Genomic DNA, 21,894 nt, shown 5'->3' with positions numbered 1-21,894 from the left:
CCCGGCTCCGCACAGACCGAACGCCGTGCACCAGGAGTGCACGGCGTTCGATGCGGTTGTCGTGACGGCGGATCAGGACACCGCGACGGGTTCCTTGTCCTCCGGCACCATGTCGATGGTGGTGCGCAGCTGCCGCTTCGGGATGAGGACCACCGCGACGAGAGTCACGACCGCGAAGGCAGCGGCGACCAGGAACAGCAGGCCGGTGGCGTCCCCGTAGGCGCCGCGGATGATCGCCGCGACCGGCTCCGGCAGAGCGCCCAGGTCGAGGTTGCCGCCGCCGGCGCCCGAACCGGTCTCGATGCCCATCTTCGCGAAGCCCTCGGCCGACAGGGTGGCGACCCGGCTGGCCAGAATGGAGCCGAGGACGGACACGCCGATCGCACCGCCGAAGGTGCGGAAGAACGCGACCGAGCTGCTGGCCGCACCGATGTTGCGGACGCTGACGGTGTTCTGCACGGCGAGCACCAGGTTCTGCATGAGCATGCCGGTGCCGAGGCCCACGATCGCGATGTACACCCCGATCAGCCACAGCGAGGTGGCGTGATCGATCGTGCCCAGGAGCGCGAAGCCGGCGAACTGCAGGACGGCACCTCCGATGAGGAAGGCCTTCCACTCACCGAAGCGAGTGATCAGCTGACCGGAGACGACCGACGAGACGAGCATGCCCGCGACCATCGGGATGGTCAGCACGCCGGCCTCGGTGGGGCTGAAGCCGCGCGCGGTCTGGAAGTACTGACCCAGGAAGGTCGTGGCACCGAACAGGCCGATACCGACGGCGACGGAGGCGATGACCGCCAGCCCGGTGGTGCGTTCGGTGATGATCTTCAGCGGAACGACCGGATCGGCGACCTTGGACTCGACGATCACGGTGGCGACGAGCAGTGCGACGCCGGCGATCACGTACAGGGCCGATTCGGTGGAGAGCCACTCGAAGCTCGAGCCCGCGAACGAGACCCAGACCAGCAGCACACTGACGCCGGCGGTGAGCAGGGTCGCGCCGAGCCAGTCGATGCGCACGTCGCTCTTGCGTTCCGTGGGGATGTGCAGGGTGCGCTGCAGCAGAACCAGGGAGATCATCGCAATCGGCACGCACGCGTAGAAGCACCAGCGCCAGCCGAGGGGGCTGTCGACGATGACGCCGCCGAGGATCGGACCGCCGGACATCGCCACCGCCATGACGGCACCCATGTAGCCGGAGTACCGGCCACGGTTGCGCGGCGAGATGATCGTGCCGATGATCGCGACGACGAGCGCGGTCAGACCGCCCATGCCCAGGCCCTGGATGACGCGGGCGGCGAGCAGCACCGGCACGTTGTGGGCGACACCGGCGAGCAGCGAACCGGCGACGAAGATGACGATCGCGGACTGCACGAGCGTCTTCTTGTTGAACAGGTCGGCGAGCTTCCCCCAGATCGGGGTGCTGGCGGCGTTCGCAAGCAGGGCGGTGGTGATGACCCACGCGTACTGGGTCTGGCTGCCCTGCAGGTCGCCGATGATGGTGGGCAGCGCCGTCGCGACGATGGTGCTGCTGAGCATCGCGGTGAACAGTGCGGCGAGAAGGCCGGCGAGGGCTTCGAGGATCTCCCGGTGTGTCATCGAGTCACCCGGGTGTGTCCCCGGTGCTCCGTGTGTCGTTTGCGTCATCAGGCGGTCCTTCGTGCGTTATCGGTGAGAACGGGTGCGAGCGTGTCGTTGAGGCGGCCGAGTACCCGCAGTGCGTCGTCCATCTCGGCTTCGTCCCAGCCGGCGAGTGCGTCCTTCAGCCGCGCGGCGCGGCGGTCCCGGACCCCGCGCAGCAGCTCGACACCGGTGTCGGACACCCGCACCCGGTGGGCGCGTTTGTCGTCCGGGTCGGGATGCCGGTCGATGTAGCCCCGCTCGACGAGCTCCCCGATCTGGCGGCTCAAGGCGGACTGGCTCACACACATCTCGCTGGCGAGTTCGTTCTGCCGGCATTCGCCGGAGCGCCACAACAGGAAGAGAACCCCCACCAACGCGGCGGGCAGCGCTTCCTCGTCGATCTGCGACAGTGCGGTCCGGACCGTGCGGCCGAGCATGAAGATCACGTCGACCAGGGCGCTTGCCGTGTCCGTGGGAACCGCCATCCGTCTACTCCGTTCGAATCAATTGCTTGCGTCATGCAACTATACGTTAGTTGATTGCTGCAAGCAATTAGCCCTAAAACGGACAAATCCCGGCACGGGCCACCGTGCGGGATTGTCGGACGACGGTCAGCGCGTGAACAGCGCCAGGCACTCCACGTGATGCGTCGACGGGAACGCCGCGAAGACCCGCAGATCGGCGAGTTCGAAACCGTGCGATCGATACAGGCCTACGTCGCGACCGAACGACGCGGCATCGCATCCGATGTGCACGATCCGCTGCGGCCCCGCCGAGGTGATCGTCTCGATCACCTCGCGGCCCGCGCCCGCGCGCGGCGGATCCAGCACCACCACTTCGGGACGCGGCAGCTCCGCGGCCACCCGTTCGACCCGCCCGTGGTGGAACCGCACCTGCGGCAGGTCGGCGAGGGCGAGAGCACCGTCGTCGATCGCACTGCGCGACAACTCGACCGACTCGACCCGGCCTCCCTCACCGACCTGGGCGGCCAGCGCGGCCGCGAACACCCCGACCCCGCCGTACAGATCCCAGGCCGTCGCCCCCGCGGAGGCATCGGCCCACTCCCCCACGACCCGCGAATAGGTCGAGGCGGCGCCGCGGTGCGCCTGCCAGAACCCGGTGGCGGAGAGCCTCCATTCCCGCGTCCCGACCCGTTGGACCGGGCGGCCCGAACCCTCCATCACCTTCTCCACGCGCGGCGCACTCGCCGCTGCGCGCCGCGCCGACGCACCCCGGCGACCGGGACTGCGGCGACCGGTCCGCGACACGTGCGGCGGCGCGATCTCCACGACGTGCCGCTCGCCGTCCGCGTCCAGCACCACCTGCAGTTCGGCACCGGGCTGCCACACCCGGTCGGTCAGCCCGACGTACGCGCGCGCCTCGATCTGCGGGCACGCCAGGTCCGTCTCCACGTCGTGACTGTGGTGCCGGCGGAAGCCCGGGTTTCCGACCCGATCGACGGCCAGACGCACCCGGGTCCGCCATCGGGTGCCGTCCGGCTCGCCGCCGGGAAGCAGTTCGACCTCGACCGGCCGGTCGATCCCGCCGAGCCGGCGCAACTGTTCCGCCACCACCGCGGCGCCGATGCGCTGCTGCGCGGGCAGGCTCGCGTGGGACAGGTCGCAGCAGCCGGCGCCGCCCGGCCCCGAGATCGGGCACACCGGGTTCACCCGGTCGGGCGAGGCCTCCAGGATCTGCACCGCGTCGGCGAAGCAGTAGGACCCACCGCGATCCTCGGTGACGAGCGCAATCACCCGTTCGCCGGGCAATCCGTGCCGGACGAACACCACCCGCCCCTCGTAGCGCGCGACGGTCGAGCCGCCGTGGGCGGGGTTGCCGAGGATCACCTCGATCCGGCGACCTGACCAATCCGTCGGCGGGACCTGCCGTTCGTGCCGGCTCACCGTTGTTCCTCCTGATCGTCGAGTCCGCGCCGTACCGCACCGGGCGCCGCGTCGATTCGTTCCTTGCGTACATCCGCCGACGAGTGCAGCTGCCAGGGCACGCTCGTGACCATCACCCCGGGCTGGAACAGCAGCCTGCTCTTCAGGCGCAGCGCGCTCTGATTGTGCAGGACCTGCTCCCACCAGTGCCCGACCACGTATTCCGGGATGAACACGGTCACCACGTCGCGCGGCGAATCACGTCGCACCCGCTTGACGTATTCGAGCACCGGGCGCGTGATCTCGCGGTAGGGCGATTCGACGACCTTGAGCGGCACGGTGATGTCGCTGCTCTCCCACTGCCGCACCAGCTGGCGGGTGTCCGCGTCGTCGACGTTCACGGTGACCGCTTCGAGCGTGTCCGGGCGGGTCGCCCGCGCGTACGCGAGGGCGCGCATCGTCGGATGGTGCATCTTCGAGACGAGAACGATCGAGTGCGTGCGGCTGGGCAGCACACCGTCCCATTCGGTGCCCTCGAGTTCCGCGGCGACGCTGTCGTAGTGCCGGCGGATCGCCTTCATCAGCCCGAAGATCGCGATCATCGTGACGATCGCGATCCACGCGCCCGCAACGAACTTCGTGATGAGCACGATGACCAGCACGGTCGCGGTCATGACGAGGCCGATCGTGTTGACCACGCGCGACCGGACCATGCGGCGGCGCTGGTTCGGATCGGTCTCGGTCGCCAGGTGCCGGGTCCAGTGCCGGATCATGCCGGTCTGACTCAGGGTGAACGACACGAACACCCCGACGATGTAGAGCTGGATGAGGTGGGTGACCTCGGCGCCGAACACCCACACGAACACGATCGCGACACCCGACAGGAACAGGATGCCGTTGCTGAACGCGAGGCGATCGCCACGGGTGTGCAGCTGGCGTGGCAGATACCGGTCCTGGGCCAGCACCGATGCGAGCACCGGGAACCCGTTGAACGCCGTGTTGGCGGCGAGCACCAGGATCAGGGCGGTGACGATCGTGATCAGGTAGAAGCCGAGTGGGAAGTCGTCGAACACGGTTTCCGCGAGCTGCGCGATCAGTGTCTTCTGGTGGTATCCCTCCGGGGCGCCCTGCAGCTGGGTCGCCGGGTCCTCGGCGATCACGACACCGATCTTCTCGGCGAGCACGATGATGCCCAGCAGCAGCGTGATCGCGATGCCGCCCAGCATCAGCAGGGTCGTCGCCGCGTTGCGCGACTTGGGCTTCCGGAACGCCGGCACGCCGTTGCTGATGGCCTCGACACCGGTCAGGGCGGCACAACCCGAGGAGAAGGCCCGGGCGAGGAGGAACGCGAACGCGATCGCCGTCAGGTTCGACTGTTCGGCCGTCAGCTCGAACCCCGCCGATTCGGCCTGCAGGTCGTCCCCCAGCACGAAGATGCGGGTCAGGCCCCAGACCAGCATGACCAGCACACCGAACATGAAGGCGTAAGTGGGGATGGCGAAGGCGGTCCCGGCCTCCCGCAGACCCCGCAGGTTCACGGCGGTGAGGATCGCGATGGCGATGATCGCGAAGAGCACCTTGTGCTGCGCGACGAACGGCACCGCCGAGCCGATGTTCGCCGCGGCCGACGAGATCGACACCGCGACGGTGAGCACGTAGTCGACCATGAGGGCGCTGCCGACGGTCAGGCCGGCGGTCGGACCGAGATTGGTGGTCGCGACCTCGTAGTCGCCACCCCCGGACGGATAGGCGTGCACGTTCTGCCGATAGCTGGCCACGACGACGGCCAGCACGATCGCGACCATCACCCCGATCCACGGCGCGAACACGAAGGCCGACATGCCGGCGACCGACAGGACCAGGAAGATCTCCTCGGGCGCGTACGCCACTGAGGACAATGCGTCCGACGCGAAGACCGGCAAGGCGATCCGCTTCGGCAACAGGGTGTGGCCGAGCGTGTCGCTACGGAACGGCCTACCCAACAACAACCGCTTCGTGGCGGTCGAAAGCTTGGACACTCGCAAAGCCTAAGCCGTCGCACGTCCGATGGACCCCCGACCCGCTCCCCTGTCCGATATGGCCGAATTGTGGAGCCTGGATGCTGGTTGCACGCGCGATCGCCGCACGGGGCGGTACGGTTTCGGTTCGGCAACCCGGCGACCGCCGGACAATGGACGTTGCCGGTCGGGCGTAGCAGCGGAACGGAGATCGAGCGTGTTCGTGGTGGTGATGGGGTGCGGTCGAGTGGGATCGTCGCTGGCCGCAGCACTCGTCCGTCTCGGGAACGAGGTCGCGGTCATCGACCGCGACCCCAGCGCCTTCCTGCGCCTCGGTCCGGACTTTCCCGGACAGACGATCGTCGGCATGGGATTCGACCGGGATGTGCTCGTGCGAGCCGGAATCGAGCGCGCCGACGCCTTCGCCGCGGTGTCGTCGGGTGACAATTCCAACATCATCTCCGCGCGTGTGGCGCGCGAGACATTCGGAATCGAGCGGGTCGTCGCCCGCATCTACGACGCCAAGCGCGCCGCGGTCTACGAGCGGCTCGGCATCCCGACCGTCGCGACCGTCCCGTGGACTACGGACCGCTTCCTGCATGCGCTCGTCCGCGACGCCGAGACCACCCGCTGGCGCGACCCGACGGGGACGGTCGCGGTCGCGGAGGTGAGCCTCCACGAGGACTGGATCGGCCGTAACGTCACGGAACTCGAGGACGCGACACAGTCTCGGGTCGCGTTCATCATCCGCTTCGGTGCCGGGCTGCTGCCCGACCGCAAGACGGTGCTGCAGGCCGACGACCAGGTGTACATCGCGGCGGTGTCGGGCACCGTCGCCGAGGCGCTCGCGCTGGCCGCGAACCCGCCCGCCGAGAACGACTGAGAGGACCACGCAGATGAAGGTGGCGATCGCCGGTGCGGGCGCCGTCGGGCGCTCGATCGCGCGCGAACTCATCCGCAACAAGCACGAGGTCATGCTGCTCGAACGCAAACTCGAGCATGTCGAACCCGAATCGGTACCGGACGCCAAGTGGGTGCACGCCGACGCGTGCGAGCTGAGCCTGCTCGAAGCGGCCGAACTCCAGGACTACGACGTGGTCATCGCCGCCACCGGCGACGACAAGACCAATCTCGTGCTCAGCCTGCTCGCGACCACCGAATTCGCCGTGTCGCGGGTGGTGGCGCGCGTCAACGACCCCCGCAACGAATGGTTGTTCGACGAGTCGTGGGGCGTCGACGTCGCGGTGTCCACGCCGCGGATGCTCGCCGCCCTCGTCGAGGAAGCGGTCTCGGTCGGCGACCTGGTTCGCCTGATGACGCTGCGCAAGGGCGCCAACCTCATCGAGATCACACTGCCCGACACGACAGCACTCGCCGGCAAGCCGGTCCGGAAGCTGGCTCTGCCGCGCGACGCGGCGCTCGTGACGATCCTGCGGGGCGATCGGGTAATCGTGCCGCAGCCCGACGATCCGCTCGAGGGTGGCGACGAACTGCTGTTCGTCGCGTCCGTCGAGGTCGAACAGGAACTGCGCGAGGCGATCGGGCTCTAGGAGTACCCGGTTCCGGTCAGTTGTCGTCGCGGCGCGTCTCGCCGCCCGGCAACGAGGCGTCCTCGTCGGTGACGGCCGGTTCGACGATGCGATCGGCACGACGCACCGCCCACAGCGTCACCAGCAGCACGACCGCGGTGAGCGGCCAGCCCATGCCGATGCGGGCGACCGCGAGCCAGCCCGTGCGGTCGGCATCGTAGAGGTGGTTCTGCACCAGGTACCGGGCCAGGAAGACCAGCGTCCACGCCACGGTCGCGAGGTCGTAGGCACGCACCGCGTCCCGGTGGGCACGCCACCCGGTGCCCTGGCCGTTGAGCATTCCCCAGATCACGCCGACGAGCGGATAGCGCACCAGCACCGACGCCAGGAAGACCGCGCCGTACGCGAGACTGCTGTAGATCCCGAACAGGAAGTAGCCCTTGGCGTCACCCGTCCGGTGGGCGATGAACGCGCACACCGCCACCCCGATGAACCCCGAGATCGCCGGCTGGATGGGGGTGCGCTGCGCCAGCCGCCACACCAGAACGGCGGTCGCGACGGCGATCGCCGCCCAGATCGCCGCGGTCAGACCCCAAAGGCTGTTGACCGGGACGAAAACCAGGACCGGCAGTGTCGAGGACACCAACCCGCTGAAACCACCGAGTTGCTCGAGTACCGTCGGCTGCTTGCTGTCGCTCACTCCTACGAGGGTGCCACAACGGGGCACCGGCACCTTCCGCTCAGGGGGTGATGATTACGAGCACGCGCGGGCGGATCCCACCGGCCGCGCGCCGTCGCCGGGAGCCGGCGACCGAGGATCAGACTCGTTCGCGCAGCTCGTAGTAGGGGTTGTAGATGATCTTCGCGCCGTCGCGTTCTCCGAGGCGGCCGCGGACCAGGATCGTCTTGCCCGGTTCGATGCCCGGGATGCGGCGGCGTCCGATCCACGAGAGCACGACCGAGTCGGTGCCGTCGAACAGTTCTGCCTCGACCGTCGCACTGGCCGCCTTCGAACAGGTCTCGACGCTGCGCAGACGCCCGAACATCGTCACTTCCTCGCCTCGCGTGCATTCGGCGGCCTTGCGGGCTCCGGTCGCCTGGGACGACTCCGCGATCTCCTCGGCGTCGATGCTCTCGATGTCCTCGGTCAACCGGCGGGTCAGTCGGCGGAAGTAACCGGTGGCGGGTGCCATAACAGCGCTCCTGAAACGGGTGCGGCATGGATCGCATTCCGCACATAGGGGTCTCTGACGGCCACTGTAGACCGAATCGAGACCTACAACCACATCCGGTGCGGCACCCTCGATTCGCGTTCGGCACTATCTACGCATGGCCGATGCCGATCCCAATGTGTTCCCCACACGGGACCTACCTCAAACCGCCGGTGACCTGCCGTTGACCGCGGTCGTCCTGCCCGGAACCGGCTCCGACGCGCAGTTCGCCGACGCCGCGTTCCGGGCCCCGCTCGAGCGTCGCGGCATCCGCGTCGTCGCCGTGGACCCGGACCCGCGGCGCGTCGTCGGCAGCTACCTCGACGCCCTCGACCGTGAGGCCCGCACGGGTGCGATCCTCGCGGGCGGGGTGTCGATCGGCGCTGCGGTGGCCCTGCACTGGGCGGCACAGCACCCGTCCGATGCAGTCGGGGTCCTGGCGGCGCTTCCGGCGTGGACCGGCTCCCCGGAGGAGGCGCCCGCCGCAGCCAGTGCCCGGTGGACGGCGCACGAGTTGCGTACGCACGGGCTCGAGCCTGTGGTCGCGGCGATGGTCGAATCGAGCCCGGCATGGCTGGGCCGGGAGCTGTCGCGGTCCTGGCGTGCCCAGTGGCCGGACCTGCCGTCCGCGCTCGAGGAGGCTGCGGCCTTCCACGCACTCGACGCGGAGGCTCTCGCGGGCGTGAGGGTGCCGGTCGGGATCACCGCCGCCGTCGACGACGCGGTCCACCCGCTCGCCGTCGCGCAGGAATGGGCCGCTCTGCTGCCCTGCGCCGCTCTGACGACCGTCACCCTCGCCGAGGTCGGTGCGGATCCGGCGATTCTCGGCGCGGGCTGCCTGGCCGTGTGGGAGCGTGTAACCGCGTGACGAATACCCGCGATACCTCCGGCATGTCATTGACATCACAAGTGCAGCCGATCGACGCTGCCTACGTATTGGACGCCGATCGAGGTCACCACCTCGATCCGCTCAACTTCTGGGTCTTCGACTCCGGGGTCGGGACACCCCCGACCGCCGCGGAGATCACCGAGCACTTCCGCCGGCGTGCCCCGATCTACGCGGAGCTGAACCGGCGCTTCGTCGCTGTTCCCGGGCATCTCGACCATGCGTACTGGGTGGCCGACGATCTGCCGGTCGAGCAGCGGATCCTGCACGACGAGCGGGTGGGGCTGGACTGGCCGGCGCTGCTCGACGTTCTCGAGGATCTGGCTGCCGACTCCCTCGACGCGCGGGAGACCGCCTGGCGGCTCGACATCTTCCACGGCGTGCGCGATGCTCCGGGTGCGACGGGCCCCGCGACAGTCGTGGTGTTCCGCGGAAACCACTCCCTGATCTCGGGACCGATCGTCCATCCCCTGTGGGAAGCCTTCTACGGCCAGGGCACCGAACCGGTGCACTTTCCCGGCCTGGGACCGGTGGAGCCGCGCCTCAATCCCGTGCTCGCGGCGGCGCGGGGGCTCGCGCGCGCCCCTCGCGCGACGATCCGTTACGTCCGTACGATCCGCGCCGCGGTGCGGGACGCCAAGCAGGCGCAGACGGCCGGAGCCGCCGGATCGGCGCCCGCACCGGAGATCACCTCGACCCGGCTCAACCGAGATCCCGGTGACCGTCGGACGGTCCTGGTGCTGCGGCTGGGACGGGTCGGTTCGCTGCCCCGGAACGTCACGGTGACCGCGCTCGCGCTCACCACCATCTCGCTGGCCCTGCAGCGCTATCTCACCGAGACGGAGGGCCGGTGCCCGCAGGATCTGACCGCGTTCGTCACCCTCGCGGTCGGGGCGGCGCCGGAGTCGCTCGGGATCAACCGAATCGGCTGGACGAACGTCCTACTGCACCCGGGCGTCGACGCAATCCCGGAGCGTGCCGCCGCGGTCCAGGCGTCACTGATCGAGAGTAGAGAGACGGCGACGGCGGCCTCCTTGCGCCGGCTGACCGACGCCGCCTCGATTCCGTCGTTCGTGCTGCCGAGGGAACTCGCTGCGAGCCGACGTCGGCTGGACGCACGCCCGGCCCCGCGCATGCACACCGCGCTCACCAGCATCCGGGTGAAGAACACCACGCCGTGGGCGCTGGCCGGACGTCCGCTCCTGTTCGGTGCGGGATGCCCACCGCTGACATCGGAGGCAACGCTCATCCACGGGCTGTTCGGCCTCGGAGACGACCTCACCCTGACGGTGATCACCTCACCGGACGTGATGCCGGACGCGCAGCGCTACGCCACGCTGCTCGAGGAGGCCTTCGCCGACGTCCTGGAGGAGGTCCGGCCGGGAGTGTGAGCCGGAGGCGACGAACCCGGCGGATGCGCAGGTTGCGGCTCCCGCCGGGTTCGGAAGCCGAGCTCCGGGGTTCAGAAGCCGAGCTGCTGCATGGCCGAGCCGGACTCACCCCGTCGCGGTCGCGGCGGTTGCGGCGCGGGTGTCCGAGGCGGGGTCAGCGGGGCTCCCGGCTGCCGGCCGGGGATCTGCTGCCCACCCGGCTGCGGTGGCATCTGTCCCTGCTGAAGCCGCTGCTGCTGGGCCTGCTGCTGGGCCTGCTGTTGCTGCTGGGCGGCCGCAGCGAGCTGCTCGGCCAGCACCTTCGGAAGCACAACCGGGAGCGGCGTGCGTACCGGATGCGGATCGGTGCCGCGGCGGACGACGGTGTCGGCGACGACCGCCCGCGCGATTTCCACCAGCGGTGCGTTCGCGGCGACCGCACCGGACGGTCCCGCCACTACACAGCGGATCATCCAGCGGTACCCGTCCACGCCGATGAACCGCAGGTCGGCGTTCGGGGTGACGCCGTGCAGTTCACGACCCCAGGGGCCGTCCTCGATGCTCACGGTCGCATTGTCGTTGCGCAGTGTGTCTGCGAGCTCGCCTGCGACTTCGCGCCACTGGCCGGGCGACTTGGGTGCCGCGTAGGCCGTCACAGTGATCCGGCCGTACTGGGTCACCAGGTGCACGGCCTGCGGTGCGCCGTTCTGCGCCATCTCGACCTGGATCTGCCCGCCCGGCGGAATGGGCACGAGAACCGAACCGAGGTCGAGCCGGGTCGTGCCGATCGCGTCCTCACCGATGTCGTCGATGTCGAACGGACCGGTTCCCGGTGCGGGCGGATTACCGCCGGCCTCGTCGTCGTGCTCGTCGTAGTCGTAGGCGGCGTCGTCGACGTAGGTGGACTCGGCGCGGTTCTTCTTACGGCGTCCGAACATGTCACATACCTTCCTTGACGAGCCCGGCGTGCCCGCCGCTCGATCCGTATCCGCCCGCGCCGCGAGTCGTTCCGTCGAGTTCGTCGACCTCCACGAAATCCACGAGCTCGACCTTCTGGACGACGAGTTGCGCGATGCGATCGCCGCGCCGCAGTTCGATCGGCTGTTCCGGATCGTGGTTGATCAGGCAGACCTTGATCTCGCCGCGATAGCCGGCGTCGATGGTGCCGGGGGTGTTCACGACGGACAGGCCGAACTTCGCAGCCAGGCCGGACCGCGGGTGGATCAGCCCGACGGTGCCGATCGGCAGCGCCACCGCGATGCCGGTTCCGACCAGCACCCGCCTGCCCGGTTCGATGGTCACGTCGGAGGTGGTGCACAGGTCGACGCCGGCGTCACCGGCGTGGGCCCGACGCGGCACGGGGATTCCCGGGTCGAGACGGCGAAGCGGGATGGCTGGTAGCTCGGTCACGTGGACCGAGACTACCCGTGCAGGCGACTACTCTGAACGACGTGTCTGAATCATCTCGTCCCGGGGCCGCCGCCCGCAGCGCGACCGGTTCCCCGGCCTACTCCGAACGTCTGTGGGTGCCTCTGTGGTGGTGGCCCCTCGGCTTCGGTGTGGCCGCCTTGCTCGCCGCCGAGCTGAACATGGCAGCTCGCGCCCTGCCGGATTGGCTGCCCTACGTGGTCCTGCTGATCGTTCCGGTGTGGATCCTGTGGTGGCTGTCCCGGAAGGAGATCCGGGTGGTCGGCGGTGAGCTCGTCGTCGACCGCGCTCACCTGCCGATCGACGTGATCGCCCGCGGTGTCGTCGTTCCCGCCAGCGCGAAGAGTGCAGCCATGGGCCGGCAGCTCGATCCGGCCGCCTACGTCTCCCATCGGCCGTGGGTGGGCACGATGGCGCTGGTCGTCCTGAACGATCCGGACGATCCGACACCCTATTGGCTGGTCAGCACAAGGCGGCCAGCAGAACTGCTGGCCGCCTTGGGATGTGCGGACACCTCGAAGAGCTGACACGGCCACGTTCTCTCCGGGGACCGCGGGGCCGTGTCTCCCGCTGTCCCCGGCGCAGCCGTCAGGCCGCGCAGTCCCGGCAGATCAGGACGCCGTTCTCCTCGCTCGCGAGCCGGCTCCGGTGGTGAACCAGGAAACAGCTCGAGCAGGTGAACTCGTCGGCCTGCTTCGGAACGACCCGGACCGACAGTTCCTCACCGGAGAGGTCTGCTCCGGGAAGTTCGAACGATTCGGCCGTATCCGATTCGTCGACGTCTACGACCGCGGACTGCGCCTCGTTGCGTCGCGCCTTCAGTTCCTCGAGTGAATCCTCCGACACCTCGTCGCTGTCGGTTCGCCTCGGTGCGTCGTAGTCAGTCGCCATATCCTCTTACCTCTAGTCCTCGTGCCGATGCTCTTCCGGCGAGCCCTGTTGGTGCTCTCCGGCCAGGGCAACGCCCGACTGTCACGGGAAGTTCCCGCTGGTGGTGTCCCGGTCTCGGACATACCCGGGGCTTCCGTTTCCGAACCCTTGTGGCCGCCTCCCTCGACGACCGGGCCGCCGAACAATAGCCGACGGAGAGGCGAATTTCTCAACCGTTTCGGGCGTGTGCGCGAATTGACGATCAATTGTCATCAACACCACAGCAACTCGAGACATTCCTGGGGCCGACCGCCTCCTCGTGACACGCGGGTGCGACCTCTACAGTGATGTCCGCACCCCACACAGAACGACGAGAGGCAGGGCGGCGTGGTTTCCCTGATCACCGAGGGCAGCGCGACGGACAAGCGCGGCCGGCCCTTCGTCCGGCGACGCACGGCCCCGGTCGCCGTCCTGTTCGCGATCCTGGCGGCGATCACGATGGTGGTCTGGATCTCGGTGTTCTCGTCGTCGGAGCCGGACACGACGACGGTCGCGTGCAATGCCCCGCCGACCGCGGCGACCGAACCGGGCGGGCCCGAGCCGGCGCCGCTCGGGGAGGTCGTGAGCCGTTCGACGCTGCTCGACGTGGAACCCGCCCCGGTGGCCGCGACCCGGGTGCGCGTGTTCAACGCCAACGGCGAACGTGGTCAGGCCACGCACGTCGCGGCCCAGCTCGGTGACTACGGCTTCGCGAGCGCTCCCGACGTGCAGGCCGGCAACGACCCGGTCTACGTCGATCAGAACATGCAGTGCCACGGTCAGATCCGGTTCGGTCCCGACGGGCTCGCCGCCGCCAGCACCGTCTGGCTGGTCGCGCCGTGTGCCGAACTGATCCAGGACACCCGCACCGACGACACCGTCGACCTGGCGCTGGGCACCTACTCGCGCGAGATCTCCCCCAACGCCGACGCCGAGGAGGTCCTGCAGGCACTGCGGGAGGCGCCGGTCGACGGGCAGACCGCTCCGCTGGACATCGATCTGCTCGCCGCCGCACGCACGGCACGCTGCTGAGCGCTACCCCCGCCGGGACGTGATCGGAGCGTCGGCTCCGATCTCGGTCAGCATGGCCAGGAACTCCTCGGCGATGCCCGGAGCGGCCGCCACGGTGAGTTCCCCGTCGGTACCGAACCCGGCGGGCAGCCGGAGCGACGCTCCCGCCTCCGCAGCGACGAGCGCACCGGCCGCCCAGTCCCACGGATTCAGCCCGTGCTCGTAGTGGGCGTCGAGCCGGCCCGCCGCGACCATGCACAGGTCGAGCGCGGCGGCGCCGATCCTCCGGATGTCGCGCACCCGTGGCAGCAACTCGGCGACGAGCCGGCCCTGGTGGGCCCTGCGGTCGGCGTCATAGGAGAACCCCGTCGCCACGAGGGCCAGCCGCACGTCGGTGACCGGCGTGCAGCGCAGGGTCGTGACGAAGCCGTCCGCGGTGGTCAGCGTGGCTCCGCCACCGGCCGCCGCCGAGTACGTGTCGCCCGTGGTCACGTCGACGACCGCCCCGGCGACCGAACGTCCGTCGATCTGCGCGGCCACCGACACCGCGAACGCCGGGATCCCGTACAGGAAGTTCACCGTGCCGTCGACGGGGTCGACGACCCACCGCACACGGAACTCGCCCGTCGCGGCATCGCCGCCGCCTTCCTCACCCAGGAATCCGTCGCCCGGGCGCAGCTGCGTCAGCCGTCGGCGGATCAGATCCTCGCTCTCGGTGTCCGCGATCGTGACGGGATCGGTGATCGTCGACTTCGTCCGGACCGCACCGGCCTCGGCGGCGGGATCCGACCCGAACAGTTCGCGTCGGCGGGCACGGACGTGGGTGGCGGCTTCCACCGCCACCGCCACCGCCACCGCGCGCAGCGCCTCGTGATCGCCGGAGTCGGCCGCGTCGGTGACATCGGGGACGCGGAGGGCGTCCGGTGGCTGGAATTCGCTCACCCGCCCATCCGAACACACGCCACGCCCGCACACCACCCACGGCCCGGCCGGGTTCGCACTAATGTGACGGCACGAGCGACGCCCATCCACACACGACAGGGAGCACGAGGATGACGCAGGAAACCCGCCCCGACGCGGCGAATCTCGGTTTCGGCATCGACATCGGCGGCAGCGGCGTCAAGGGTGGCGTCGTCGACCTGTCCACCGGACAGCTGGTGGGCGAGCGCATCAAGATCCTCACTCCCCAACCGGCGACACCCACCGCCATCGCCGGCACGGTCACCGAGATCGTCGCCGAGGCCGGATGGCAGGGCCCTGTCGGTCTGACCCTTCCGAGCGTGGTGCGGGGCGGCGTCGCCCTGACGGCCGCGAACATCGATCCGTCCTGGATCGGGACCGACGCGCGTGCGCTGTTCTCGAAGGCACTCGGCGGGCGCGAGGTGACGGTCCTCAACGATGCGGACGCGGCCGGTATCGCCGAGGACCGGTTCGGGGCGGCGAAGAACGTGAAGGGTGTCGTGATCCTGCTGACGTTCGGCACCGGCATCGGTTCGGCGGTGCTCAACCACGGGGTGCTGCTCCCGAACACCGAATTCGGTCACATGGAGATCGACGGCAAGGAAGCCGAGCATCGCGCGTCGTCGAAGGTGAAGGAGGACCGGGACTGGTCCTACAAGCGATGGTCCGAGGAGGTTTCCCGGGTGCTGTCGCGGTTCGAGGCGCTGCTGTGGCCGGATCTGTTCGTCGCCGGCGGCGGCATCAGCCGCAAGAGCGACAAGTGGATTCCGTTGCTGACGAACACCACGCCCGTCGTACCGGCCGAACTCCGCAACACCGCAGGCATCGCCGGAGCCGCATACGCTGCGGAAACAGGCGTCACTCCCTGAGTCCGCCACATCGATCGTCACGACGATCGTTACAATGGTGCACAGCCGGCCGTGAACCGGTCCGATCCCGACAGACCTCTCCGCCGGAGCTACTCTGGCGCGACGCCGCACTACCTCGTCACGAAAGGGCGTACGTGGCAGCCACCGACATCCACACCGCTGATTCTTCCGCCGAATCGGCACCCGTCTCGGACGCCGCGGGCGCCGCCGCGGACCCCGCGACCGGTACCGCACCCGCCACGAAGCGGCCGGCGAAGAAGGCCGCAGCCAAGAAGGCCCCCGCGAAGAAGGCCGCAGCCAAGAAGGCCCCCGCCAAGAAGGCCGCGAAGAAGACCACCGCGAAGAAGGCCGCTGCCAAGAAGGCGACGAAGGCGGCCGGCGAAGAGGACTTCGACGGCGACGACACCGACCTCGAAGATCTCGACATCGGCGAGGACGACCTCGAGGGTGCCGAGGAGATCGTCGTCGAGGACGAGGACACCGACACCGACGAGCCCAGCGAGAAGGACAAGGCGTCCGGCGACTTCGTGTGGGACGAGGAGGAGTCCGAGGCCCTGCGGCAGGCCCGCAAGGATGCCGAGCTCACCGCGTCCGCCGACTCGGTTCGCGCCTACCTCAAGCAGATCGGCAAGGTCGCGCTGCTCAACGCCGAGGAGGAGGTCGAGCTCGCCAAGCGCATCGAGGCCGGCCTGTACGCGACCTACCGGATGCAGGAGCTCGCCGCGAAGGGTGAGAAGCTGCCGGTCGCTCAGCGCCGGGACATGAACTGGATCTGCCGCGACGGCAACCGCGCGAAGAACCATCTGCTCGAGGCGAACCTGCGCCTCGTCGTCTCGCTCGCGAAGCGCTACACCGGCCGCGGCATGGCGTTCCTGGATCTCATCCAGGAGGGCAACCTCGGTCTGATCCGTGCCGTCGAGAAGTTCGACTACACCAAGGGCTACAAGTTCTCCACGTACGCGACGTGGTGGATCCGTCAGGCCATCACCCGCGCGATGGCCGACCAGGCCCGCACCATCCGTATTCCGGTGCACATGGTCGAGGTCATCAACAAGCTCGGCCGTATCCAGCGTGAGCTGCTCCAGGATCTGGGTCGCGAACCCACGCCGGAGGAGCTCGCCAAGGAAATGGACATCACGCCGGAGAAGGTGCTGGAGATCCAGCAGTACGCGCGTGAACCCATCTCGCTCGACCAGACGATCGGCGACGAGGGCGACAGCCAGCTCGGCGACTTCATCGAGGACTCCGAGGCCGTCGTGGCGGTCGACGCCGTGTCCTTCACGCTGCTGCAGGATCAGCTGCAGTCGGTGCTCGAGACGCTGTCCGAGCGCGAGGCCGGCGTCGTGCGGCTGCGGTTCGGCCTCACCGACGGCCAGCCTCGTACGCTCGACGAGATCGGTCAGGTCTACGGCGTGACGCGTGAACGCATCCGCCAGATCGAGTCGAAGACGATGTCGAAGCTGCGGCACCCGTCCCGCTCGCAGGTGCTGCGCGACTATCTGGACTGACACTCCGAGGTGACATGTGGCCTAGCCTGCGCTTTTGCGGGCTAGGCCACTCACGTTAGACAAGTACAGCGCTTTTGGTCAAGATATCTCTATGGCCCGTCGCGCTACTCCCCCGCCGCTCGACCTGCGCTCCCTCCTGGAGTCGTGGGTGCTGCATCTGCGTGCCGAACGCAAGTCGCCGGCGACGGTCAAGCAATACGGCGACGGGGTACGGCGGTTCCTGGCGTGGTGTGACGACACAGGCACCGCCCCGGTACTGGACCGCCCGACCGTCAACGAGTTCGTGGCCGTCCTCCTCGAGGAGGGAGCCGAAGCCGCCACCGCCCGGGCCCGCCAACTGGCCTTGCGTCGATTCTCCGCGTGGTTGCTCGAGGAGGGCGAGATCGACCAGGACTTACTCCTGGGAATCAAGGCACCGAAACTGGACACCAAGGTCACGCCCTCGTTGACCGAGGACGAACTCAAACGGCTGATCAAGGCGTGTTCCGGGAAGGACCTGCGCGACCGACGCGACGAGGCGTTGATCCGTTTCATGGCCGAAACCGGGGCACGGGCGGGGGAAGTGACCAGTCTCACACTCGCGGATGTGGACCTGACCCGGGGCCTGGCGGTGGTCCGTCGTGGCAAGGGCGGGAAGGGCCGGACCGTGCCCTTCGGAGCCCAGACCGGGCGGGCCCTCGACCGTTACCTCCGCCTACGTCGTGGCCATCTACGGGCCGACTCCCCCGCCTTCTGGCTGGGCGACCGCGGTAAGGAGTTCGGCTACTACGCCCTCCACAAGACGCTCAAGTGGCGCGCCGAACTCGCCGGAATAGCCGACTTCCATCCCCATGTGCTCCGCCATACCGCCGCCGCCCGATGGCTGGCCGCGGGCGGGTCCGAAGGCGGCCTTATGGCGGTGGCCGGATGGGCACGCCGCGACATGATCGACCGCTACACCGCCCATACCGCCGCGTCCCGGGCCGCCGACGAGGCCCGCGCATTGAACCTGGGGGACCTATGACCGAGGTGACGATTCTCGACGGCGGACGTGTGGTGACACGGTTCGTTCTCGACACGGACGGTTCCCCACGTTGGGAGCAACGCCCGCGGCAATCGGCCCGGTCGGTCAACCGTCGCGGAGCGGTGACCCACGGCCAGACCATCCTCGACCCGGCGGCGGCCACCCGTGCCCGCATGGCGGGGGTCCGTGCCGATTCCCCGGACGTCACGGTGGACGCGGACGGCGTACGCCACTACGTCTCTCATCCCCGCGGGGCGTTGTTCGACCTGGGCCCGTTCACCGTGCGGTACGACACCCTGGCCCCGGCCCTGGACCGTCTGGCCGCGGCGGGAGTGGCCCGTATCGAGGTGCAACACCTCCGGCGGTGTCTGGGGTAATCCCGACACTCCCCCAAACGCTGTGCTAGCGTGCACAACCGAAGCCGGTGCACTCGACCCGGCGCAACGTCCGTCCCGGACGTGAGCACTCACAGACCGCCCCACAAGCGCGGTCCATCTGGCATACCCAGAGGTGCACATGTCCGCGTCCAAGACGCCGTTGTCCCCCGCCGAACGATCCTTGCGGGCCCAGATTGCCGCCCATGAATCCTGGGCGAAAACTCCCGACCGGCCCGCCCGGACCGCCAAGGCCCGCGCCGCCGCCCTGGCCCGGTTCGAGCGGGAAGTAGACCCGAACGGGGAACTGACACCCCAGGAACGGGCCAAGCGCGCCGAACACGCCCGCAAGGCGTACTTCGCCCGCCTTGCGCTGGCGTCGGCCCGTGCCCGTCGCAATCGTGCGGGAGGTGCGTAGGCCATGCCCAAATACGACAGTGGCCACACCGTTTCCGATGAGGCCACTCCCGCGTTCTGGACGTTGACGGTTGACGAGACCGCCACCAACGACGATACCGCGTCCGTGGTCGGAGGTGGGGTCCGATGAGGGAGACCTCGAGCAACGCCATGGACGCCGCCCTCCGGGCACTGGAAGCGGCGGAGAACGACTACACGAAACTGGACACCGCCCACCTCCGGGTCCTGTACCGGGCCTGGGTACGTGAGGACCCGGGCTTCCCGTACGTCCGGGAGTTCGACACCGCCGCCAACGAGGCATACGAGAAGGCGGAGGGACTGTTCCGCTTCGACTCCCTCCCCACGGAGGGCCAGCGGAACGCCGTCGCCCGGGATATCCAACGGCACCCCGACGACCCCACCGCCTGGAGCAACTCCACGGTGTCCACCCTGGCGTCGTTGGTTCTCCAGCACACCGAACGGGACCGGGAAGCTTTCCCGGACGACCATGACGGCCTCGTGGCGCTGGCGGAGCTCCGGCGGCGTTTCGAGGACCGCTACGGCGTCCTCGTCGCATCCGCGGCCATCCGCCGCCACGAGATGGATGCCCAGAGTGCCCGGGAGGCACACGGTGGGCGTCCCGGGACCTGGGTCCGGAAGGACGGCACCACCGGGTCACGGAAGGACGCGAAAGGGAAAGCCCAGGAGGCCGACGACCGTAACGTCCGCCTGTTCCGGGCCCGGGACCTCACCGCCGCCGAACAACCACGGTGGTTGGCCAAGGGCCGTATCCCCCGGGCGTCCGTAGCCCTCCTCGTGGGAGATGAGGGTATCGGTAAATCCCTCCTCTGGGTCTGGGTAGCCGCGGCGGTGACGACGGGCAAGCCGTTGCCGGAGTTCGGCATTCCCGCCCGGGAGCCCGGACGAGTTCGCCTAGTCATCACGGAGGACGTGTGGAGTCAGACCGTCCTTCCCCGCCTCGAGGTTGCCGGCGCGGACCTGGACATGGTGGACGTCATCTGTGAGGACGAGGACGGCAGCGGTGCTCCCGTGTTCCCCGATGACATGGAGTACGTCACCGCCGAGCCTCGTCCGGTCCTCGTCGTCGTGGACGCCTGGCTGGACACGGTGCCCGCGAAGTTATCCGTCCGGGACCCCCAGCAGGCCCGCCAGGCCCTCCACCCGTGGAAAGAGGCGGCTACGACGACGGACGCCGCGGTCCTGCTCCTCACGCACACCAACCGCGTGGCCTCGTCCAACGCCCGCGACAAGTACGGAGCGACCGGGGAACTTCGGAAGAAGGCCCGTATGACCCTCTACGCCCAGGAGGACGAGGAGGGCCACCTCGTGGTCGGACCGGAGAAGTCCAACACGTCCACCAAGGCGGTGGCGTCCGTGTTCGCCATCGACGGCGTGCCGTTCTTCGAGGCCAACGAGGAACACGACGGGACCGTGCCCCGACTCCGCTACGTCGGGGAGTCCGACCGCACCGCCGCCGAGCACATCGTGGCCAATTTCGAGGGCGGGGCGGACGAGTCCATGACGGAGGCGGAGGAGTGGCTCCACGACTACCTCACCGCCCGGAACGAGTGGGTCCCATCCAAGGACGTGAAGGCCGCCGCCGCCAAGGATGCCGGTATCCGGGAGCGGACCCTCCAGAGGGCCGCCAAGAGGGTAGCGGCCACGGCATCACGCGGTATGCCCCGCCGGACCTACTGGGCGGCCACGGCGGTGGCCTCCCGCCTGGAGCCTCCGGCGGGAGACGCGGACCCGATGGCACCGCCCACCGCCCCGGTCACCGATGAGGGGGAGGCATGACCGCCGCCGCCTTGTCGCGTCACCTCCGCTCTATATCTCGTGGCGCGATAGCGCAACTGTCTATGACCTGCATATATACATGGCGCGACTATGACGCGACTAGTGGCGCGACAAGGGTCAACGATGGCGCGACAAGGGCGGTGTGAGGCGGTGACTCACTCCAGACGCGGGCCGTTCGGAGGGGCGGCGGTGTGGCATCGACTCCGGGACGGACTGGAGGTTCGCGGCGGCGTAGTCGCGCCACCGTGTCGTCATAGTCGCGCCACGAAACACATCACACAAAACTCCAGGTCACGCGCAGTTGCGCCCAGTCGCGCAATTGCGCCAAGTGACACGGAATATCACAACCCGGAAGGGACCGAACGACCATGACCACGACGACCAGCGATAACCGGGCCCCGTACGGGCGGTGTGGACGTATCCGGAAGGACGGGAAGCCGTGCCGGACCCCGGTCTCCGTTTCCGGGGCGGCGTGCTCCTGGCATCGGGAGGCGGTGGACCCCAACCCGACACGTACGGAGTCGTGCGACTTCACCGGATGGCAGGACCTCGAATCCTGGCCCCGCTTGGCCACGGCATTGAACGAGTTCGCCATCGAGTCCCGCGACCGGGAGGACCTGGGTGACAACGACGAATGGTTGGCCATCATCCGGGCCCTGGCGGTGACAACTCGCATGGCGGGTAGTTGTCATCGGTGCCGGTCGTCCATCGTCCCCGGCGTCGGTTCGGAGCGGTGGACCCGGTTCTATCCGGACGGAATCCTCCTCGTCCCTCACCGCGTCGAGGTGGACCACGAGTCCGGGACCGCACGGGCTCACTTCACATGCCCGACATGCCGGGACTCATGGTGGTTCGCCCACTCCCTCACCACGGAGGCGTCATCGTGACCGCCACGGCGTCGGGAGGGAGCAGTCCCCGCCGCTCTCTCCCGGGCCGGTCCCAGCTTGGGACCTTGGGACCTTGGGACCGGCCAAGCGATACACACACACGAGAGGTTTGCTTAATATCAGAACCTTTTATAGGTCTACCTGGGGTTTTGCAGAATCGGGGAGCGGCGGGAGTGTTTGTCGTATCCGTGCGGTCCCAAGGTCCCAAGGTCCCAAGGTCCCACGTTGCGCC

The 21,894-nt window shown here is 68.8% G+C and carries 21 protein-coding genes and 1 pseudogene; 12 read left to right on the top strand and 10 right to left on the bottom strand.

All coding sequences use genetic code 11. The features are described from left to right. Positions 1-72: 72 nt before the first annotated feature. The 4 genes from M1M07_RS18485 to M1M07_RS18470 form a co-directional block, all read right to left on the bottom strand. Positions 73-1,647 carry an MDR family MFS transporter gene (locus M1M07_RS18485; protein ID WP_231610645.1) on the bottom strand — a complete coding sequence of 525 codons (1,575 nt, stop codon included), beginning with the start codon at positions 1,645-1,647 and terminating at the stop codon, positions 73-75. Then, entirely contained in the window at positions 1,647-2,108 is a 462-nt protein-coding gene (locus M1M07_RS18480) for a MarR family winged helix-turn-helix transcriptional regulator (protein ID WP_197252540.1), read from the bottom strand. The genes M1M07_RS18485 and M1M07_RS18480 overlap by 1 nt, the downstream gene beginning before the upstream one ends. 126 nt (positions 2,109-2,234) lie before the next feature. Further along, entirely contained in the window at positions 2,235-3,527 is a 1,293-nt protein-coding gene (locus tag M1M07_RS18475) for a class I SAM-dependent RNA methyltransferase (protein WP_248675129.1), read from the bottom strand. After that, a complete protein-coding gene (locus M1M07_RS18470) occupies positions 3,524-5,524 on the bottom strand; it encodes an APC family permease (RefSeq protein WP_248675128.1) in 2,001 nt (666 codons plus the stop codon). The genes M1M07_RS18475 and M1M07_RS18470 overlap by 4 nt, the downstream gene beginning before the upstream one ends. A 28-nt stretch (positions 5,525-5,552) precedes the next feature. Between M1M07_RS18470 and M1M07_RS33215 the strand changes: the two are divergent. Together M1M07_RS33215 and M1M07_RS18460 are read left to right on the top strand one after the other, a co-directional pair. Then, positions 5,553-6,344: pseudogene (locus tag M1M07_RS33215) on the top strand (NAD-binding protein); the annotation flags it as partial. Beyond that, a complete protein-coding gene (locus M1M07_RS18460) occupies positions 6,259-7,053 on the top strand; it encodes a TrkA family potassium uptake protein (protein ID WP_307846249.1) in 795 nt (264 codons plus the stop codon). The pseudogene M1M07_RS33215 and the gene M1M07_RS18460, both read left to right, overlap by 86 nt. Positions 7,054-7,069: 16 nt before the next feature. On the opposite strand, the gene M1M07_RS18455 is transcribed toward M1M07_RS18460, so the two are convergent. Together M1M07_RS18455 and M1M07_RS18450 are read right to left on the bottom strand one after the other, a co-directional pair. After that, positions 7,070-7,732, bottom strand: a complete 663-nt coding sequence (locus M1M07_RS18455) for a DUF3159 domain-containing protein (RefSeq protein ID WP_197252646.1) — start codon at positions 7,730-7,732, stop codon at positions 7,070-7,072. A 118-nt stretch (positions 7,733-7,850) separates the two neighbouring features. After that, complete coding sequence (locus tag M1M07_RS18450) at positions 7,851-8,225, bottom strand: OB-fold nucleic acid binding domain-containing protein (RefSeq protein ID WP_197252645.1); 375 nt, start codon at positions 8,223-8,225, stop codon at positions 7,851-7,853. 136 nt (positions 8,226-8,361) lie between these two features. Between M1M07_RS18450 and M1M07_RS18445 the strand changes: the two genes are divergently transcribed. Next, positions 8,362-9,111, top strand: coding sequence for an alpha/beta fold hydrolase (locus tag M1M07_RS18445; RefSeq protein ID WP_248675127.1), 750 nt, complete (start codon positions 8,362-8,364; stop codon positions 9,109-9,111). Between the two features lie 23 nt (positions 9,112-9,134). Beyond that, positions 9,135-10,520: a WS/DGAT domain-containing protein gene (locus M1M07_RS18440; RefSeq protein WP_248675126.1), complete on the top strand. Its 1,386-nt coding sequence runs from the start codon at positions 9,135-9,137 to the stop codon at positions 10,518-10,520. 71 nt (positions 10,521-10,591) lie between these two features. Here the strand turns inward: M1M07_RS18440 and M1M07_RS18435 are convergent, their stop codons facing one another. Together M1M07_RS18435 and dut are read right to left on the bottom strand one after the other, a co-directional pair. Beyond that, positions 10,592-11,437 carry a DUF3710 domain-containing protein gene (locus M1M07_RS18435; protein ID WP_197252643.1) on the bottom strand — a complete coding sequence of 282 codons (846 nt, stop codon included), beginning with the start codon at positions 11,435-11,437 and terminating at the stop codon, positions 10,592-10,594. A gap of 1 nt (position 11,438) precedes the next feature. After that, positions 11,439-11,909, bottom strand: a complete 471-nt coding sequence (dut, locus tag M1M07_RS18430; RefSeq protein WP_197252642.1) for a dUTP diphosphatase — start codon at positions 11,907-11,909, stop codon at positions 11,439-11,441. Between the two features lie 41 nt (positions 11,910-11,950). On the opposite strand from dut, the gene M1M07_RS18425 reads away from it, so the two are divergent. Then, positions 11,951-12,454: a DUF3093 domain-containing protein gene (locus M1M07_RS18425; RefSeq protein WP_248675125.1), complete on the top strand. Its 504-nt coding sequence runs from the start codon at positions 11,951-11,953 to the stop codon at positions 12,452-12,454. A gap of 61 nt (positions 12,455-12,515) precedes the next feature. Here M1M07_RS18425 and M1M07_RS18420 read toward each other — a convergent pair whose 3' ends face one another. Beyond that, entirely contained in the window at positions 12,516-12,818 is a 303-nt protein-coding gene (locus tag M1M07_RS18420) for a DUF4193 domain-containing protein (protein WP_068162126.1), read from the bottom strand. A gap of 366 nt (positions 12,819-13,184) precedes the next feature. Here M1M07_RS18420 and cei point away from each other — a divergent pair, with 366 nt between their 5' ends. Then, positions 13,185-13,868 carry an envelope integrity protein Cei gene (cei, locus tag M1M07_RS18415; RefSeq protein ID WP_197252641.1) on the top strand — a complete coding sequence of 228 codons (684 nt, stop codon included), beginning with the start codon at positions 13,185-13,187 and terminating at the stop codon, positions 13,866-13,868. A gap of 3 nt (positions 13,869-13,871) precedes the next feature. On the opposite strand, the gene M1M07_RS18410 is transcribed toward cei, so the two are convergent. Continuing rightward, positions 13,872-14,711: an inositol monophosphatase family protein gene (locus M1M07_RS18410; protein WP_248675146.1), complete on the bottom strand. Its 840-nt coding sequence runs from the start codon at positions 14,709-14,711 to the stop codon at positions 13,872-13,874. A gap of 188 nt (positions 14,712-14,899) precedes the next feature. Between M1M07_RS18410 and ppgK the strand changes: the two genes are divergently transcribed. From ppgK to M1M07_RS18380, 6 genes are all read left to right on the top strand, one after another. Further along, positions 14,900-15,676 (top strand): polyphosphate--glucose phosphotransferase, encoded by a 777-nt coding sequence (gene ppgK, locus M1M07_RS18405; protein WP_197256679.1) that lies wholly within the window; start codon positions 14,900-14,902, stop codon positions 15,674-15,676. Positions 15,677-15,810: 134 nt separating this feature from the next. Further along, positions 15,811-17,184, top strand: coding sequence for an RNA polymerase sigma factor (locus M1M07_RS18400; RefSeq protein WP_197256681.1), 1,374 nt, complete (start codon positions 15,811-15,813; stop codon positions 17,182-17,184). A 91-nt stretch (positions 17,185-17,275) separates the two neighbouring features. Beyond that, on the top strand, positions 17,276-18,187 hold the full coding sequence (locus M1M07_RS18395; protein WP_248675124.1) for a tyrosine-type recombinase/integrase: 912 nt from the start codon (positions 17,276-17,278) through the stop codon (positions 18,185-18,187). Next, positions 18,184-18,564 carry a hypothetical protein gene (locus M1M07_RS18390; RefSeq protein ID WP_248675123.1) on the top strand — a complete coding sequence of 127 codons (381 nt, stop codon included), beginning with the start codon at positions 18,184-18,186 and terminating at the stop codon, positions 18,562-18,564. The genes M1M07_RS18395 and M1M07_RS18390 overlap by 4 nt, the downstream gene beginning before the upstream one ends. Positions 18,565-18,703: 139 nt before the next feature. Next, positions 18,704-18,979 carry a hypothetical protein gene (locus tag M1M07_RS18385; protein WP_248675122.1) on the top strand — a complete coding sequence of 92 codons (276 nt, stop codon included), beginning with the start codon at positions 18,704-18,706 and terminating at the stop codon, positions 18,977-18,979. Between the two features lie 125 nt (positions 18,980-19,104). Beyond that, on the top strand, positions 19,105-20,775 hold the full coding sequence (locus M1M07_RS18380; protein WP_248675121.1) for an AAA family ATPase: 1,671 nt from the start codon (positions 19,105-19,107) through the stop codon (positions 20,773-20,775). Positions 20,776-21,894: the final 1,119 nt, after the last annotated feature.

Source organism: Rhodococcus sp. HM1 (genome assembly GCF_023218075.1).
Lineage (GTDB): Bacteria > Actinomycetota > Actinomycetes > Mycobacteriales > Mycobacteriaceae > Rhodococcus.
This window is presented reverse-complemented; position numbering and strand designations above follow the sequence as displayed.

Excerpts from the sequence above, each read along its gene's own strand:
- M1M07_RS18485 (WP_231610645.1), bottom strand. The coding sequence starts at position 1,647 with ATGACGCAAACGACACACGGAGCACCGGGGACACACCCGGGTGACTCG.
- M1M07_RS18480 (WP_197252540.1), bottom strand. The coding sequence starts at position 2,108 with ATGGCGGTTCCCACGGACACGGCAAGCGCCCTGGTCGACGTGATCTTC.
- M1M07_RS18450 (WP_197252645.1), bottom strand. The coding sequence starts at position 8,225 with ATGGCACCCGCCACCGGTTACTTCCGCCGACTGACCCGCCGGTTGACC.
- M1M07_RS18445 (WP_248675127.1), top strand. The coding sequence starts at position 8,362 with ATGGCCGATGCCGATCCCAATGTGTTCCCCACACGGGACCTACCTCAA.
- M1M07_RS18440 (WP_248675126.1), top strand. The coding sequence starts at position 9,135 with ATGTCATTGACATCACAAGTGCAGCCGATCGACGCTGCCTACGTATTG.
- M1M07_RS18435 (WP_197252643.1), bottom strand. The coding sequence starts at position 11,437 with ATGTTCGGACGCCGTAAGAAGAACCGCGCCGAGTCCACCTACGTCGAC.
- M1M07_RS18420 (WP_068162126.1), bottom strand. The coding sequence starts at position 12,818 with ATGGCGACTGACTACGACGCACCGAGGCGAACCGACAGCGACGAGGTG.
- ppgK (WP_197256679.1), top strand. The coding sequence starts at position 14,900 with ATGACGCAGGAAACCCGCCCCGACGCGGCGAATCTCGGTTTCGGCATC.
- M1M07_RS18395 (WP_248675124.1), top strand. The coding sequence starts at position 17,276 with ATGGCCCGTCGCGCTACTCCCCCGCCGCTCGACCTGCGCTCCCTCCTG.
- M1M07_RS18390 (WP_248675123.1), top strand. The coding sequence starts at position 18,184 with ATGACCGAGGTGACGATTCTCGACGGCGGACGTGTGGTGACACGGTTC.
- M1M07_RS18385 (WP_248675122.1), top strand. The coding sequence starts at position 18,704 with ATGTCCGCGTCCAAGACGCCGTTGTCCCCCGCCGAACGATCCTTGCGG.
- M1M07_RS18380 (WP_248675121.1), top strand. The coding sequence starts at position 19,105 with ATGAGGGAGACCTCGAGCAACGCCATGGACGCCGCCCTCCGGGCACTG.